We start from the raw sequence: 15,373 nt of genomic DNA on the forward strand, positions 1-15,373 counted from the left end.
TTGTTGCACAATCAAAACATTCACGCCGCTGTCGTCCCTTCATTTAGAGGCATGGATGAGAGCACGGACGAGGAGCCCGTCGTCCAGGTTGCAGACGTGCACAAGGAGTACGAGTTAGGCGGGACAGTGACCGCACTCGACGGCGTCAGTCTCGAGTTGCCCGCTGGCTCGTACACGGCGGTGATGGGCCCGAGCGGGTCGGGCAAAAGCACCCTGCTGAATCTGGTCGGTGCGCTCGATACGCCGACTGCCGGCGACGTGACTGTCGACGGCCGGGCTATCGCCGACCTCTCCGAAACCGAACGGGCACGTTTGCGCGGCACGCAGGTCGGGTTCATCTTTCAGACGTTCAACCTGATGACGCGACTCAGAGCCGTCGAAAACGTGACACTGCCACTGGTCTTTGCAGAACACGGCTGCGAGAGCCGCCGGGAGCGGGCCCGTGACCTCCTCACTGAGGTCGGACTGGGTGACCGACTGGACCACCTGCCTCGCGAACTCAGCGGCGGCCAGCGCCAGCGTGTCGCCATCGCCCGCGCGCTCGCAACCGACCCCCGGCTGATTCTCGCCGACGAGCCGACGGGTAATGTCGACACCGAGACGGGCGACGAAATCATGTCGCTGTTGCGTGAGACCAACGAGCGAGGGAACACAATTTTGCTCGTCACACACGAGCGCCACATCGCGACGCGAGCGGACAGAATTGTCCACATGACCGACGGCACAATCGAACGGGTGGAAGAGGCATGAAAGTCAGCGACAGCATCAGGATGGCGACCCGCTTTCTGACAGGTCACCGGCTGCGCTCGGCGCTCACTATCGCCGGTATCGTCATCGGCATCGCTACCGTCATCGTCTTTGCGAGCTTCGGCATCAGCGTCCAGACCGATGTCGTCTCGGAGTTCGAGGACACCTCCGCCAGCGAGATTTTCGTCGTGACCGGCGAGGTGGGAATCGGCGGCGAGAACGACGGTTTCTTCGGCGGCGCTGTCGAGAACTTCGCGCTGCCGGCGCTCACGACCTATGATGTCCAGCAACTCGGCGAAATCGAGGGGGTGGTCTCGGTCATTCCCAGAGGCTCTGTCGACGTCACGTCGATGAGTGACGGCAACCAGACTGTCGTCCTCGACAGTCTGACGGCGACGACGCCGGCAGCCTTCAGCGGTGACAACATCGTCGCCGGGCGGGCCTTCGAGGTGGGGGTTCGCGGCGAGGTCGTCCTCAGCGAGTCGGCGGTCGAGCGCTTCGAACAGAATGTGACCGTCGGCCAGAACCTCACCGTCGACTACGGCGACCGGACCGAGACGGTGACCGTCGTCGGTATCGCCAGCCAGGCACGCGGCGGATTCGGCTCGTTTGGCGACTTTGCGCCGACGGTTTACGTGCCAACCGACCCGTACTATCAGGAGGCCGGTCCGACCGCCGCCTCGGCAAACCAGGGTGTCGAGCAGACGGCTTACCGGCAGGTGACACTCGTCGCTCGACCAAACCAGGTATCCGACACTCAGGAGCGCGTCGAGCGCTACCTCAACGAATCCTCCGACGCAACGCAAGTCCTCGGCGATGTCGGCATCACCGTCCAGTCGACGGCCGACCTCGTGGACGGCATCGAATCCGTCTTGACCGATATCGTCCGCCTGGTCACCGGTATCGGTGTGTTGGCGCTGCTGGTCGGTGCCTTCGGCATCGCGAACATCATGCTCGTCAGCGTCACCGAGCGGACCAAAGAAATCGGCATCATGAAGGCAAACGGCGCACGGAACCGCGAGATAATGGGGCTGTTCCTCACCGAATCCGTGCTACTTGGGATGGCCGGCGCAGTCGTCGGCATCCCGCTCGGTCTCGGAGTCGGCTTCGTGGCCTCGACGTACGCGGAAGTCGGCTTTACAATTCCCTACGACTGGATTCTCATCGCCTCGGCGATGGGTATTGTCACGGGTATCGTCTCGGGGTTGTATCCCGCCTGGCGCGCTGCACGCGTCGACCCAATCGACGCGCTCAGATACGAGTAGTCCGGCGTAGCGTGACACCTCTACGCCCGTCAGGAGTACAGCCGGGAAACAATCCCGGAGAAACGCCGATACTCGATAGCTGTCCGTCTTCCTACACCATGCCGACGGTCACTCGATGACGGCGACCTGATGACGGACCACGTCGGCGTCCTCGTTCCACGTGAACTCGCCGCCGTGTGCTCGGACCATCCGTTCCTTGTAGGCCTCCAGGTCCGGCGAGCCCTCGCGTCGGGCATCCTCGTCGGTCATGTCGCCGAGGGTCCGTTCGGTGACATCGACCACCTCGAAGCGGTCGCCGTCGAGTTCGAAGGTGTCGCCCTCCTCGGCGTACCGATTGCCGCGGTGAATCTGGGTTATCTCGCCGTCTGCGACGGCGTTCAGTGTTCGCTCGTTCGGGAACAGGTCGCTCGGGTCGATTTCGCCCATGTATTTGCTTCGACCACAGCGTAAAGAAACGCTCGCTGCCCGCGCGCTACGCGCCCCGCGAGAGCGCACTCTGTGGGCCGACGCCACCGAGGTTAACTGCCGTCGGCCCGTCGTCTCCGTATGGCTGACACCGACCACCCGGACCGCCCCGTCACGCTCCAGACCGAAGATGACCTCGACGACTTCGTCGCACAGACCGACGTTGCACTCGTGGAATTTTACACCGACGGCTGTGGCATCTGCCAGAGCATGGAGCCGGTCCTGGGTAACGTCGCCCGGGAGACAACGGCCGCGGTAGCGACCGTCAATCCGCGAGACGACCCGCCGCTGGTCGACCGGTTCCAGGTCCAGAGCGTCCCGCTTTTGGTTCTGTTCGTCGACGGTGAGCCGGTCGCCCGACGGGCCGACGGCTTCGTCGGCGCGGACGAGCTCCTGACGTGGATAGCGGAATCCGCCTGAAACGGCTAACTCCGGTGTGGCTACGCTCGACGCTTCGCTGTCTCTACCCCCGCAAGTGCTGTCTTTGCCAGCGTGGTAACATGACACGACGCCTCGTGTCGGTTACCGACGCTTCGAGACTCTGAGCGTGAACACAGCGACGGATACGAACGCACTGTTGGCCGACCGATAGCCGAAGCGATATGCTTATGCGATTCTCTCAAGAATCGCTGAGTATGCCCAAAATAAGTGTCGAGGTGCCTCAGGAGTTGCTCGAGGACCTCGACGGTCACGTCGGCGACGAGGGAAAGTTCGTCAACCGGAGCGAGGCGGTCCGCGCCTCGATACGCAAGACGCTGGATATGCTCGACGAAATCGACGACCGTCAAGGGAGGCGAACAGATGAGTGAGCACACAGAGGCTCCGAAACTGCTGTTGGCTTCGCTGTTTGTCACGGCGCTGGTCACCGCCCAGCTCCTCGCGGTGAAGCTACTGGTCGTCTCGGTGCCCAATGGACTGCCAGTCGTCGGAAGCACGGTGCTCGTTCCCGCCGGCGTGCTGGCCTACGCGGTCACGTACGTCGCCTCGGACTGTTTCACCGAGCTGTACGGCCGCCGGACGGCGACGCTGCTGGTCAACGTCGGCTTCCTGATGAACTTCGTGATGCTCGGACTCGTCTGGCTGGCGATTTTCGCGCCCGGCTCTGATGCGGGCGTCGACCCCGAGACCTTCGAGTCGGTACTCGGCGTGAGCACGAACGTCGTCATCGGCAGTCTCGTCGCCTACCTCGTCAGCCAGAACTGGGACGTGTTCGTCTTCGACCGCATCCGCCAGGAGACCGGGGAAGCCTATCTCTGGGCCCGGAACCTCGGGTCGACGATGACCAGCCAGCTCATCGACACCGCGATATTCGTCGTCATCGCCTTCTCGCTTGCCCCACAGCTCATCGGCGTCGGTGACGCTGCTTCGAACACCGTCTTGCTCGAACTGCTCGTCGGGCAGTACATCGTCAAGCTCGGGATTGCCGTCCTCGACACGCCGGTCGTCTACGCCATCGTCGGCTATCTCCGGTCGAACGGCTGGGCCCCGGCCGTCCGGCCCGCGGCGAGCTAACACTGCCCAAGTGGTATCGACAACGCTTCGCCGACTTCTTCGACGGGAGTATCGTACGGCTCCGAGCGCTCGGCGACGGCCCCACGGACCCACGCCGCCACGTCGCCGTCTGCGAGGCTGGCTTTCTCGTCGCCGATTCGTATCGGCACCACCCTGAGTGCAGCGAGTTCGCCGTCGGCCACGACGATTTCGAACAGCGCGCTCCGTTTGTTGTGGACCCCCTCCCTGTCGACGTAGTCCACGTAATCGTCCACGAAATCGCCCGCGTCGTAGATAATCGGCCGCCCCTGGTAGACCTCGACGCCCTGGAGGACGTGTGCGCTGTGGCCGTGAACCACGTCGACGCCCTGGTCGATAAGCCAGCGGGCGAACTCCTCGTGTATCGGATTTGGTACGGTTTCCCAGTTCGGTCCCAGGTGCAGCGAGGCGACGACGAGGTCCGGGTCGTGCTGTCGTGTCTGGTCGAGCGCATCGGCGACCAGTGACTGTGTGGTGGCGTTTGCGGCGTGAAGATGGGCGAAGGCTGTTCCCGGCGTCTCTCCGGCCGCGGCGAATTCCGCGGCCTGGTCGGTGAGTGCGAAGGCGGCGACAGTCAGTCCGCCAGCGTCGAAGACTGCGGGCTCTATGGCAGCCTCCCGGTCTGGTCCAGCGCCGGCGTGAGCGATGCCCGCGTCGTCGAGGTGTCTCCGGGTGTCGTCGAGCCCTGTCTCACCGAAATCCAGTATATGATTGTTCGCAAGCGAGGCAAACGAGACGCCAGCTCCTGCCAGCGCCGGCACCGCAAAGTCAGGAGCGGCCCGGAAGTAGTAAGTCTTGTTCGGCCAGCGCTCGCCACCCGCCGAAACACAGCACTCCAGGTTCACCACGAGACCATCGAGTGACCGAAGTCGGGACAGCGTCGACCCCCAGACCGCTGTCGGGTCCTCGCCGACCCACTGCTCGTTGACACTCCGACCGAGCATCACGTCACCGGTGAACCCCAGCCGCGCGTCGACCGCTCCGGCGTCGAGACAGGTCCGCTGGCTGTCCTCGCTCCCGGCGAGGCTCGTACAGCCTGCTAGTGCGGCGAGTCCTGTCGCTACCACGCTCCGACGTGTTCTCATTGTCCTCGCTGTCGGCAGGCTGTGGCTTTAGTCCTGTGGACCCCACTGCCGGGCGGCCGTGTGATTCAGGAGCCGATTGGGCGCCACAGACATGGACAAAAAGCGCCCGGTATATACTCTCTCAGTGCCATATCCCAACACAGTCATGTCTCAGGTCCCGGACGACGCGCCCGAACGCTGTCCCGTATGTGAGACGACGTACGACACCATCTCGGAACACGACGAGGGGCTGATGGTCGGACTCGACGACAACGAGCGGTATCGCCGCGTCTGCTTCGAGCCACACCAGACCGATGGCCAGGCGCACATCCGATTTTATCATCACACGCACGACCAGGCGGCACCGAACTAACGGATGCGTGACGCCTGACCTGCTTCGCTCGCAATCCGGGCGGCCCAGACCGTCTCATCGTGATTATTGCGAGTCGTTACCGCCGTGGCAACAGCAGACGAAGTTCACAGGATGTGACACGACGATTGCTGTCACGTGGTCACGAAAATCACCGCAATAATCACTATCACGGCTCTACCGCCCGCCGTTTCACGCCGGGGAACAACCCCCGTCTTTTATCCCGGCCACGCGAACACATGGAGATATGAATACGACACGGGCCCTCGTGTTGTTGCTTGCGGCGGGCCTGCTCGCTGTCGCCTTCTTGCTCGTCCAGCCGTTCCTCCAGTTTTTCCTGCTGGCCTTGCTGTTGGCATACCCGCTTCGGCCCGTACAGAACCGATTCGAGGGTACCTTCGGCAAGCAGCTCACGGCAGCCGGTATCGTCATCTCGGTCACCGTCGCCATCGTGTTACCGATGCTGTATCTGGTGCAGTTGGTTGTCACGGAGGCTCGCGGGCTCCTCAAACAGATTCGAACCGGTGAGGTTACCTTTACCGTCGTCGAGACGTGGATACGCGACAGGACCGGCGTCGACATCGACCTGCTAGAGTCGGTGATGAGTGGCCTCCGTGGAACGGGACTCGGCACGCTCGACGGCGCGCTGGGTCTGTTCCGGACGGTGACGAACCTCCTCATCGGGCTGGCGTTGACGATGTTCTTGCTCTATTACTTCCTCAAGGACGGTGACCGCTTCTACCGCTGGCTGGATGCAACGACGCCGCTTCCCGACCATATCCAGCGCCAACTCCGCAAAGAGTTCGACGACGTGATGTGGGCCGTCCTCGTCAGCCACGTGTTTATAGCAGTCGTCCAGGGGTTCGTTGCCGGCTTGGGACTCATCGTCCTCGGCGTCCCAAACGCCGTGTTCTGGACTGCGGTGATGATACTGCTTGCCGTTCTCCCTATCATCGGCTCGTTTCTCGTCTGGGGTCCCGCGTCGTTTTATCTCGTCAGCATCGACCAACCCATCGCCGGCGGCGCCCTGTTCATCTACGGGACTATCGTCGTCAGCCTCAGCGACGACTTTCTCCGCCCGCTAGTTATCGACAGATACACTGAGACCAGACTCAACCCCAGCGCCGTTATCCTCGGCGTGCTCGGGGGTATCTACCTCATGGGTTTCATCGGTATCTTCTTCGGACCGGTAATTATCGGCTCGCTTCGGGCTGTCCTCGACGTCTATCGTCGAGAGTACGTCGAAGACGACCTGAAATCCGCTGCCAAGAACCGTGCCGACGTGATTGACATGGCTTCGGCCGGCGACGAAACCGGCCAGGACGATGCACGAATCGAGGACACTGGAACAGACGAAACCGCTGGCGACCGGCCCGATGACGACCCTGACGATGGCGATACAGAATCCGACGGTGGCGAGCAGTAGCGTCCCTTCTCAGTGACGGACCGGCGTCCCTGTAATCTTGACCACGCCGTGTCTCGAGGAGACACTGTATTTATTATTAAAAAGTAACAATTCATCATCTCTTGCGTGGATACCTAGATTGCCATGTCATACGATAACACACTGACAGGCACACAGTCTACAGAACGTCTCCCTCAGGAACAGCAGGACCTGATGAATCTGGTGTCTGACGTGGCTGCACAGGCTGCGAGAGGGGCCATCGAATCCGCGCCGCTAGAGTTTACACAACCGACTCAACAGGGGGTGTACACAGGCCAAACGCTGCCACAGGCCCATGCACAACGAGCACAGCAGCCCCAAGCACAGCGGGGACAGGCGACGTCACCGTCGTTCAGCCAGCAGGCTACATCGCCCCAGCTCTCGGCGTTCCAACAGCAGGCGTCCCAGGCACAGGCACAACAGCAGTACTCACCAGCGGTGGACGTCATCGAGAGCAACGAGGAAGTGCACATCTTCGCCGACCTGCCCGGCGTCGACAGCGACTCGATAGAGGTCCAAGCCTCGAACAACACGATTAGTCTCTCCGCTGAGCGCATCGAGCGCGAGCAGGAAGACCAGCAGGGCAACCCTGTCATGGCCGAGCGCGGCAAGGTCATGCAACGGCAGATTCAGCTCCCTGCCGAATGCGACGTGGACGATGCTTCCGCGACGTGGGACAAAGGCGTCGTCACGATTACGCTCCCGAAAGTCGAAGCTGAAAGTACGCAACGCATCGGCGTCGAGTAACCAGGACACTCAACCGTGTGGTTCGGCGACCCTCATCGCTCGCGTACCCTTTCCACGCGGGCGTTTTTAACAGCACAGAACACAGGTACACCTATCTCGTGACAGCATTCGATGTCGATTTGCCAGACGGCAACGGCACGTACTCCGAGCGTGCGTTGTTGCATCCGATGAGAACTGTGTCCTGCCGTCGCGACGACGCGTCGAGATGCAACTTCACGAGAGTTGGCGACGAAAAGAGCCTAGGCCGGGATTTGAACCCGGGCTCTCGTCCTTACCAAGGACGCGCTTTACCGCTAAGCTACCCAGGCGCGCAACAGTGGGTTGCCGCGATTGGTCTTTGAACGTTTCGATTTGTCGCAGGGTGTGCGGACGCCTCACGTAACGCCTATTCGTCGTACTCGTCGACCTCTGTAGCGTCTGGACCGCCCGCGAACGACCGAATTCGCTCGTCGACACCCTCCAGTGCGGTATCGGGGCCGGCGAGCGGTTCGGAGCCGATGTCTCGGGCGAGACTCTCGCCGTAAGCGGTCACCGACGGTGGGACCGTCTGGAGCGCGAGGTCTGCCCCGGTGTTGACAGCGAGCGCGACGAAGTCCGCTTCGAGCGAGTACTCGCCGTCCGCGAGTTCGCCGTTCTGGGCGTAGGTCTGGTACCGGCCAAAGCGCCGGGCTGCCTCGACAGCCTCCTGTGAGACGCCGGTGTCAGCGAGGTAGTAATAGCCCCGGGAGACGAGCACAGCCGCCGCGAGTAAGTCGAGATAGTAGCTGTTGGCGTTCCCGTCGTCCCAGCGCTCGTTGCGGAGTATCGAGCGGGTCAACCGGAGTCCCTCGTAGGTGAGTTGAACGCCCGCGCCACGAAGTGCACAGGCATCCATGTCGGCCGACGGTTCGAGCGCGCGAGCGGCCCGAACCGTGAGGACCGCAGGTGTGAGTGAGACATCAGCGAGACGCGTCTGTAGACGGTTCTGGAACGCGGGCGGGTGGAGGTCCGCGACCGATTGTTCCAGCGTCTCCCTGACGACGGTGACTTCTGTCACTACCCCTACCTTGGTGAACGAGCTAAAAAGCCCTTTGAAAATACGTGTCGGGTCATAACAGGAAAGTAGCCACGGCACACAGCATGCGTGTGCAGCGTCTGGAAATCAGTACTGATGTCTACCTCCCACCAGCGGACGTCTACGAGTTTCTCCTGAATTTCCCTCGGTATGCCCGTTACTCGGAGTATCTCGACCGCGTCGAACAGTACGGTGACGGCGGTCCGGGCACCGAGTACGACCTGGTCTTCTCGTGGTGGAAGCTCTCCTATACCGCACGCTCGGAGGTGACCGACGTAGACGAGCCCCGGCGTATCGATTGGCGGACCGTCAAGGATATCGAGGCGAACGGCTACTGGCGTGTCGAGCCAGCGCCAGACCGGGCACCCGAGGGCGTCGAACGCGCCTCGGAGGTGTTTTTCGTCGTCGAACTCGACACCGAGAGCGCCCGAGGGAGTGCTATCAGCATTCCAAGCTTCATCTCGTTCGATAGCGTTCTCGACCGTGTTATCCCGAAAATCCAGGCCGAGGGTCGGCGGGTCGTCGAGCGCGTCGTCGCCGACCTCGAAGGCCAGCAGCGCGATATCGAGCTGCGAATCCACGAGACACCATCCCTCTGAAGGGAGAAACAAGGGTTAACTGCGGGAGTTCCCAACGCGGAGGTATGACCGTCGAGGTGGAGCGTTCGTTCGATGTCGACGTGCCGATAGAGCGGGTGTGGGACCTGCTCTCCGAGGAGGAAATACGAGCCGAGACCATCGGGGTTGTCGAGTCCTACGAGACACGCCCCGGCAGCCAACACAACGAGGTCGTCTGGAACCTCAGCCTCCCGATTCCGGTCATCAGCTCGACGGTGGCCGTCAAGACCCGCGATGTCGAGCGCGAGCCGCCACACTACGTGAAATTCGCCGGCACGTCGAAGGTGATGACCGTGACCGGTGAACACGAACTGGAAGAGACCGAGACGGGCTGTCACGTCGTCAACCGGTTCATGGTCGACGGCAAGGTCCCCGGCGTCGAACGCTTTTTCAAACGAAATATCGACACCCAGATGGAGAACTTCCGGATGGCGATTGTCGACGGCGGCACCGAGTGATGTCTGCCGGGATGATACGAACCGCGACAGACGGGCCACTCCGAGTCGTGACAGTCGACCGCCCGGACAAGATGAACGCGCTCGATTCCGACGGACTGGACGCGCTATCGGCGGCCTTCGAGCAGGCGACCGAACCCGTCGTCTACCTCCATGGCGCTGGCGAAGCCTTCTGTGCCGGTGCCGACCTGACTGTCGTCTCGGAACTGGACCGAGAGGAAGCGGTCGCCTTCGCAGCACACGGCCAGCGGGTCACGCGTACAATCGAAGGTTACGACGGCGTCGTCGTCGCGGGCATCGACGGGGCCGCACGCGGCGGCGGCGTCGAGCTTGCACTGGCCTGTGACATCCGTATCGGTACGCCGGCGGCGACACTCGCCGAGAGCGGCGTCTCACTCGGTCTGTTCGGCGCGTGGGGCGGGACTGCTAGACTCCCCAGAATTGTCGGCGAGACGGTCGCGATGGACCTCTCACTGTCCGGACGCGTGCTTTCGGCCCAAGAGGCCCGCGAGGTCGGCCTGCTGAGCCGCGTCGTCGAGGACCCCCGTGCAGTTGCGACCGAGATTGCAGACAACGACGCCGCGGTGCTCCGTGTTATCAAAGCACGCCTCCGAGACTCTGCGCCAGCCGAGCAACAGGAACAGCGGGCATCGCAAGCGTTTGGCGACCTGATTGCGGACAGTGACCTCGATGCTGTGGATGGGCGTGACTCGTAGTCGGTACTGCGAACCGTCACCGCAGTCTGGAATCGACGACAGACAGTGGCCCAGCAACGTCTGTGACGCAGTCCGACGAGCGCCTCAGGGCACTATCTCGAATGGCTCGTAGCTCCACTCGTTCTCGCGGTAGGCGCGCAGATAGTAGGCAACACCGGGCTGGTGGGCAGCACCCGTGATGACGTGGATGAGGTCAGTATCTGGTCCGTTCGAGAGGATGTAGGCGGCGATACGCTCGTTCCGGGCGTGAGTGAACAGCTCGAGTTCAGGGTCGTGTCGCCGGAGCCACTCGCGTTCGAGGGGCTGTGGGAGGAAGACGGTCCGATAATACCGCTGGAGGTCGGCCAACATCGCCGGGTTCCGGGCGGCCTGTTTCGAGAGCTGAAAGGAGGTGAAGTCCTCGCCGGTCGCCAGTTCCTCGTGTGAGGTGAGGAAAGCCGAGGCGAGGTCGCCGATTGCAGCGGTAAAGGCGTCCCCGTACATGTGCTTGCCCGCGTCGATGAGCGTAAACGCGCGCTCGCGGAAGGTAGACGCCACCGCCCGGATATCCGCGCCGAGTCGTTCGTCTTCGAGGAACGACCGTTCGATGGCGCCCGGGACGTGTGAGTCGATGTCTCGCTCCGTGCAGTGATACATCGCCCACCGGTAGTCGTCTATCTCACAGACTGCCTCCATGTCTGTGAAGTACATCGGGCGGATGCCCTGCTCGCAGTACACCGCCTCGCCGGCGTCGAGAAACGCCTGGACGTGGTCGCGAAGCAGGCGTTGCTCCGCTGTGGTATCGGCGTGGGTAACGCCGTGCACGACCACTGTCCGGCCGCCTAGGTCGACGCGTGTTCCAGGGAGTTCGGCCTCGGTCTCTGCCACCTCGGTTCGCTCTCTGAGTGTCTGCCAGCGCTGTTTGGCCGCGATGTAAGCCTGGTGCTGTGATACTGTTCCGACGATATTGGCGAGTTCAGCGAGTGAGTCTGCCGATTCGACCGCCACGAGCCACGCACGCTCGTCGTCGCTCAGCGCCGACTGCGGCGGAGACTTCTCACCCATTGCACCGTATTAGGTGCGCCAGAAATAAACGAGTATCCCACCCGTGCAGCGAGTAAGCAATCGCGTCTGGACCGAAGAATCCACGCCAGAACACGCCCGTCGCCAGTACAGTTTTACCAGTGGCGGGAGGACTGAAACCAATGACTGACCGGGAGAGTTCCCAGCACGGACCGACAGCAGGTGGCCACGACGAGTGGCCCGTCTGGCTCTGTGAGACCGTCGAGACGGTCCACGCCGCCGTAGACGACGCGACAACAGCGCCGGCACTCGGAACGACTCTGCCCGCGAGACTCACCGCAACGACGCCCGTCGAGTTCGCATGGATAGCCACAGTCGACGAGCCGGCGGTCCGGGTTCGGAGTGCCCCGGCCGAGTTGCCTGCGCGTCTCGAGGCGACCCCCGAGGAAACACTGACCGCGCGGGCCGAATCGACAGGCGAGGTACAGCGGGTGGTCGAAAATCCGCCGACCGACGTTCGTCTGGTCGCCGAACACACCGGAAACGACCCTGGCGATATCGGGGCGTTCGTCGCCGTACCGCTCTGTTCTGTCGACTCGTGTTATGGCGCCCTTCACCTGTGGACTCCCGAATGGACCGGAGACCCGGGGCCGCTCGCGTCGCTTGGGCGGACAGTCGGTCGACGCCTGCGGTCTTTCGAGCGTGCCGCGCAACTCACCCGCGAGCGGGAGCGACTGGAGTCGTTGCGAACCCTCGTCTCGCACGACCTCGGTAATCCGGTGAACATCGCCTCGGGCCGCGTCCAACTCGCGCGCACAGACGAAGACACGTCACATCTCGACAGTGTCGACAGCGCGCTCGAAGAGATTGACGCGCTCATGGAGCGTGGTGTCCGCCTGGTCGAGGTCGGACAACAGCCGGTCGAACGCGAACGCCTCTCGCTGGCGGAGCTTGCACGTGATAGCTGGAGCGATGTCGGTCAGGAACGCGGTGAACTCGTCACCACTGACGCGATATTCGACGGCGAGCGTGAGCGCGTCAGGATGTTACTCAACGAACTGGTCCGGAACGCCTTCGCCCACAGCGACGGGGAGGTAACGGTCGAAATCGGTCCACTCACGGATGCACAGGGGTTCTACGTGGCCGATGACGGTCCCGGCATCCCGTCAGACGAACGCGAGTACGTCATAGACACCGGATACACCACGGACGCCGACCGAGACGGCATCGGGCTCTCTATCGTGACCGAGATTGCCGGCGCACACGGCTGGGACGTGTCGCTCGAACCGCGAGAACCGTCGGGGACTCGGGTCGAGATTATCATTAGCCGCTGGTAAGTCCGGCAAACGGTGAACGATAAGTACGGGGAACTGGTAGCTGAACTATGGTTGAGGCTGTCGTCGTCGACGATTCCCAGTTCATGCGGGTACAGATAGCGGAGGTGCTCAAGGATGGCGGTATCACCGTCGTCGGCGACGCGGCCAACGGCAAGGAGGCAATCGACGCCGTCGAGCAACACGACCCCGACGTGGTGACGATGGACGTGAAGATGCCGGGGATGGACGGCATCGAGGCGGTCGAACGCATCATGGAGACACGGCCGACACCGATTCTGATGCTCAGCCGGTACACCGAGGAGGGAGCAGACACCACCTTCGAAGCCCTCGATGCCGGAGCCGTCGACTTCTTCAGAAAGCCCGGGGGCGAAGTCTCGACGAGCCTCGTCCAGTTCGCAGATGACCTCGTCGAGGCAGTGTCGCTCGTGGCTACCGCCGACGTATCGCCGGTCTCACCGGCCGGCACCGGAGCGATTGAGACGGTCACGACGCCACAGGAGACGCCGACACGGCCCCCGACAATCCTCATCGCCGCCTCGACTGGCGGGCCACCGGAGGTGCAGTCGCTCCTCGCCGCACTGCCCGGAACGCTGAACGCCCGGGTACTGGTTGTCCAGCATATGCCGACGGATTTCACCGACCGGTTCGCGGACCGGCTGGACTCGGTCTGTGAACTCGACGTTCGGGAGGCCGAACGTGCCGGCAGAGTCGGCCCCGGCGAGGCAATCATCGCCAAAGGCGGCTCACATCTGGTGCCACGCGAGGACGACGGCGTAGAGATTTCGTACAGACTTACCGATGACGAACCGGTTCACAACGTCCGTCCCGCTGCCGACGTGACCTTCGAGGCCGGCGCGGCTGTCTGCACCGAACCACTCGTCGCCGTCGTGCTCTCGGGAATGGGATACGACGGGGCGGCCGGGGCCGAGCATGTCGCCGAGGCGGGCGGAACTGTCCTCGCACAGGAGCCGTCCGAGGCCAGCATCGGAGCGATGCCAGAACACACTATTGAGACCGGCGTCGTCGATGGCGTCTTCCGGACCAGCAAGATGACAGACGAGATTGTCAGTGCTGTCACCGACGAGACAGGTGAGTAGAAGGGATACTTTTCACCGACCCCGTCGTAGCCTCGCACATGAAAACACTGGTTTATGGCGCCTACGGCTACACCGGCGAACGCATCGCCAGCGAAGCACTCGACCGCGGTCTCGATGTCGTCGTCGCCGGCCGTAACGGCACCAAGACTCGGGGGCTGGGAATCGAACTGGGCGTCGAGTCGCGGGTCGCCGACCCCGGCGAGTTGGCACCGGAACTTGAGGATATCGACGCCGTCCTCAACTGCGCCGGACCGTTCACGCGGACCGCCGAACCGGTCGTCGACGCCTGTCTCGACACCGAAACGGCGTATCTCGACATCACGGGCGAACTCCCTGTCGTCGAGGCGCTCGCAGAACGCGATAGAGACGCGGAAACGGCGGGTGTACCGGTGTTGCCGGCTGTCGGCTTCGATGTCGTGCCGACGGACTGTCTCGCCTGTCACCTTCACGACCGGCTCCCCGGCGCGGAGTCACTCGCACTCGGCGTCGAGACGCGAGCCGACCTCTCGCGAGGGACGCTGGAGACGGTACTCGAACACGCGGCTGGCGGCGGCTCGATTCGGCAAAACGGCGCACTCGAATCGGTTGCGGTCGGCGAACGTACCCGCAAGATAGACTTTGGCAACGGCCCACGGACGGGACTACTCGCGCCGCTTGCGGACGTGGCGACGGCCTACTACACGACCGGGGTTCCGAACATCGAGACCTACGTCGCGGCCCCCGACAGTGCGGCGCGAGCGCTCCGCGTGGGACAGCCGCTGCTGTCGCTGCTTGGCTTCCGTCCGCTTCGCCGGACGCTCCAGCGAGCCGTCAAGGCCCTCGCCGCCGACCCGCCCACACAGCCCGCCGAGCGCGACCGGGTCTCAGTCTGGGGTGCAGTTACCGATGGCAACCAGACCGCTGTCTCCCGTCTCGAGACGCCAGAGCCGTACTCGCTGACCGTCGACGCCGCGACGACCGTCCTCGAACGACTCGACGGGATGCCCGAACTCCCCGCCGGCTTCGAGACGCCTGCGGTCGCCTTGGACGCGGAGTTCGTCCTCGATTTAGACGGTGTCGAGGGATTTCACGACGAGGCGCTCCGCGAAGGCGAGCGGCCCGGACTGGAGTAACAGACCTATATCGACGGGCAGTGTAGCCGAGGTATGGCTGACCTCGCCGAGAAGACGGACCGATACGAACAGCTACTTACCGAGGCACTCGACGCCGCCGAACTCGCGGCCCCACCCGAAACACCGCTCGCGACGGGGGCCACAGACTGTATCGAAATGGCCCAATCCTACCTCGAAGACGGGAGACACTTCCGCGACGACGGCGACCTCGTGAATGCCCTGGCTGCGTTCTCGTACGGCCACGCCTGGCTGGACGCCGGCGCGCGCATCGGGCTGCTCGACGTTCCCCGCGAAGGGCACCTGTTCACGATTTAGCCTCCCGGAGCCCGCGCTTTCGTTATTGTCGCTTTC

At 63.1% G+C, this 15,373-nt stretch carries 19 protein-coding genes and 1 tRNA gene; 15 read left to right on the forward strand and 5 right to left on the reverse strand.

Going from position 1 to position 15,373, the window contains the following annotated elements; translation table 11 throughout:
* Positions 1–51: 51 nt before the first annotated feature.
* The gene (locus tag BLR34_RS01940; RefSeq protein ID WP_092698891.1) at positions 52–750 is read left to right on the forward strand and encodes an ABC transporter ATP-binding protein; all 699 of its coding nucleotides are present in this window, start codon (positions 52–54) and stop codon (positions 748–750) included.
* Entirely contained in the window at positions 747–2,012 is a 1,266-nt protein-coding gene (locus BLR34_RS01945) for an ABC transporter permease (protein WP_092698893.1), read from the forward strand. Before BLR34_RS01940 ends, BLR34_RS01945 begins: the two co-directional genes overlap by 4 nt.
* Before the next feature lie 108 nt (positions 2,013–2,120).
* On the opposite strand, the gene BLR34_RS01950 is transcribed toward BLR34_RS01945, so the two are convergent.
* Entirely contained in the window at positions 2,121–2,438 is a 318-nt protein-coding gene (locus BLR34_RS01950) for an ASCH domain-containing protein (protein ID WP_092698895.1), read from the reverse strand.
* 120 nt (positions 2,439–2,558) lie between these two features.
* Here BLR34_RS01950 and BLR34_RS01955 point away from each other — a divergent pair, with 120 nt between their 5' ends.
* The 3 genes from BLR34_RS01955 to BLR34_RS01965 all read left to right on the forward strand — a co-directional run bounded on the left by BLR34_RS01955 (position 2,559) and on the right by BLR34_RS01965 (position 3,989).
* Positions 2,559–2,897: a thioredoxin family protein gene (locus BLR34_RS01955; RefSeq protein ID WP_092698897.1), complete on the forward strand. Its 339-nt coding sequence runs from the start codon at positions 2,559–2,561 to the stop codon at positions 2,895–2,897.
* A gap of 215 nt (positions 2,898–3,112) precedes the next feature.
* The gene (locus tag BLR34_RS01960) at positions 3,113–3,286 is read left to right on the forward strand and encodes a ribbon-helix-helix domain-containing protein (protein WP_092698899.1); all 174 of its coding nucleotides are present in this window, start codon (positions 3,113–3,115) and stop codon (positions 3,284–3,286) included.
* On the forward strand, positions 3,279–3,989 hold the full coding sequence (locus BLR34_RS01965) for a queuosine precursor transporter (protein ID WP_092698901.1): 711 nt from the start codon (positions 3,279–3,281) through the stop codon (positions 3,987–3,989). The genes BLR34_RS01960 and BLR34_RS01965 overlap by 8 nt, the downstream gene beginning before the upstream one ends.
* Here the strand turns inward: BLR34_RS01965 and BLR34_RS01970 are convergent.
* Positions 3,986–5,092, reverse strand: coding sequence for a CapA family protein (locus tag BLR34_RS01970; protein WP_092698903.1), 1,107 nt, complete (start codon positions 5,090–5,092; stop codon positions 3,986–3,988). The two genes, BLR34_RS01965 and BLR34_RS01970, sit on opposite strands and share 4 nt — an antisense overlap.
* Positions 5,093–5,237: 145 nt before the next feature.
* Between BLR34_RS01970 and BLR34_RS01975 the strand changes: the two genes are divergently transcribed.
* From BLR34_RS01975 to BLR34_RS01985, 3 genes are all read left to right on the forward strand, one after another.
* The gene (locus tag BLR34_RS01975) at positions 5,238–5,444 is read left to right on the forward strand and encodes a DUF8145 family protein (RefSeq protein ID WP_092698905.1); all 207 of its coding nucleotides are present in this window, start codon (positions 5,238–5,240) and stop codon (positions 5,442–5,444) included.
* 244 nt (positions 5,445–5,688) lie between these two features.
* Positions 5,689–6,867 carry an AI-2E family transporter gene (locus BLR34_RS01980; protein ID WP_092698907.1) on the forward strand — a complete coding sequence of 393 codons (1,179 nt, stop codon included), beginning with the start codon at positions 5,689–5,691 and terminating at the stop codon, positions 6,865–6,867.
* A gap of 123 nt (positions 6,868–6,990) precedes the next feature.
* Positions 6,991–7,632, forward strand: a complete 642-nt coding sequence (locus BLR34_RS01985) for an Hsp20/alpha crystallin family protein (RefSeq protein ID WP_092698909.1) — start codon at positions 6,991–6,993, stop codon at positions 7,630–7,632.
* 236 nt (positions 7,633–7,868) lie between these two features.
* Here the strand turns inward: BLR34_RS01985 and BLR34_RS01990 are convergent.
* A tRNA-Thr gene (locus BLR34_RS01990) sits at positions 7,869–7,940 on the reverse strand.
* A gap of 77 nt (positions 7,941–8,017) precedes the next feature.
* A complete protein-coding gene (locus BLR34_RS01995) occupies positions 8,018–8,668 on the reverse strand; it encodes a DUF7114 family protein (RefSeq protein WP_092698911.1) in 651 nt (216 codons plus the stop codon).
* Positions 8,669–8,757: 89 nt separating this feature from the next.
* On the opposite strand from BLR34_RS01995, the gene BLR34_RS02000 reads away from it, so the two are divergent.
* The 3 genes from BLR34_RS02000 to BLR34_RS02010 are packed head-to-tail and all read left to right on the forward strand — an operon-like array spanning position 8,758 to position 10,474.
* A complete protein-coding gene (locus tag BLR34_RS02000; RefSeq protein ID WP_092699461.1) occupies positions 8,758–9,285 on the forward strand; it encodes an SRPBCC family protein in 528 nt (175 codons plus the stop codon).
* Between the two features lie 44 nt (positions 9,286–9,329).
* Entirely contained in the window at positions 9,330–9,761 is a 432-nt protein-coding gene (locus tag BLR34_RS02005; protein ID WP_092698913.1) for an SRPBCC family protein, read from the forward strand.
* Between the two features lie 11 nt (positions 9,762–9,772).
* Positions 9,773–10,474: an enoyl-CoA hydratase/isomerase family protein gene (locus BLR34_RS02010; RefSeq protein WP_092699463.1), complete on the forward strand. Its 702-nt coding sequence runs from the start codon at positions 9,773–9,775 to the stop codon at positions 10,472–10,474.
* Between the two features lie 84 nt (positions 10,475–10,558).
* Here the strand turns inward: BLR34_RS02010 and BLR34_RS02015 are convergent, their stop codons facing one another.
* The gene (locus tag BLR34_RS02015) at positions 10,559–11,518 is read right to left on the reverse strand and encodes a hypothetical protein (protein WP_092698915.1); all 960 of its coding nucleotides are present in this window, start codon (positions 11,516–11,518) and stop codon (positions 10,559–10,561) included.
* 140 nt (positions 11,519–11,658) lie between these two features.
* On the opposite strand from BLR34_RS02015, the gene BLR34_RS02020 reads away from it, so the two are divergent.
* Genes BLR34_RS02020 through BLR34_RS02035 form a run of 4 tightly spaced genes read left to right on the forward strand, consistent with a single transcriptional unit; the run spans position 11,659 to position 15,337 of the window.
* Positions 11,659–12,813, forward strand: coding sequence for a sensor histidine kinase (locus BLR34_RS02020; RefSeq protein WP_092698917.1), 1,155 nt, complete (start codon positions 11,659–11,661; stop codon positions 12,811–12,813).
* 47 nt (positions 12,814–12,860) lie between these two features.
* Positions 12,861–13,910: a chemotaxis-specific protein-glutamate methyltransferase CheB gene (cheB, locus tag BLR34_RS02025; RefSeq protein ID WP_092698919.1), complete on the forward strand. Its 1,050-nt coding sequence runs from the start codon at positions 12,861–12,863 to the stop codon at positions 13,908–13,910.
* 38 nt (positions 13,911–13,948) lie between these two features.
* Positions 13,949–15,022 carry a saccharopine dehydrogenase family protein gene (locus BLR34_RS02030; protein WP_092698921.1) on the forward strand — a complete coding sequence of 358 codons (1,074 nt, stop codon included), beginning with the start codon at positions 13,949–13,951 and terminating at the stop codon, positions 15,020–15,022.
* A gap of 33 nt (positions 15,023–15,055) precedes the next feature.
* The gene (locus tag BLR34_RS02035; protein ID WP_092698923.1) at positions 15,056–15,337 is read left to right on the forward strand and encodes a DUF357 domain-containing protein; all 282 of its coding nucleotides are present in this window, start codon (positions 15,056–15,058) and stop codon (positions 15,335–15,337) included.
* The last annotated feature ends 36 nt before the right edge of the window (positions 15,338–15,373 follow it).

The organism is Halovenus aranensis (genome assembly GCF_900100385.1).
Lineage (GTDB): Archaea > Halobacteriota > Halobacteria > Halobacteriales > Haloarculaceae > Halovenus > Halovenus aranensis.